Annotated in this window: 1 protein-coding gene; it reads left to right on the top strand. The window is 56.9% G+C overall.

Features of this window, described 5'->3' with window-relative positions:
• Window positions 1–255: VCBS domain-containing protein (locus AK963_RS30905; protein ID WP_139117859.1), on the top strand; the 255-nt coding region annotated here is incomplete at both ends.

Raw genomic sequence — 255 nt, 5'->3', positions numbered from 1 at the left:
TGCTGACCCAGACCTATACCGTCACGGTTAACGATGGCAACGGCGGTACCGTGGATCAGCAGGTGACGGTGACCATCACCGGCACCAATGATGTACCGACCATTACTGCGGCCACCGATGTCACTGGTGCGGTGACCGAGATTGTGGATGGCGGCACCGGTGAAAACACCACCACATTATCCGACAGTGGTTCCTTTGCCATTGCTGATGTGGATCTCACCGATGTCCAGACCGTCAGTGTCACCTCCGACACCA

This window comes from Endozoicomonas atrinae (assembly GCF_001647025.1).
Taxonomy (GTDB): Bacteria; Pseudomonadota; Gammaproteobacteria; order Pseudomonadales; family Endozoicomonadaceae; genus Endozoicomonas; species Endozoicomonas atrinae.
Note: the sequence above shows the minus strand (reverse complement) of the source record. Positions and strands in the feature narration are given on the sequence as shown.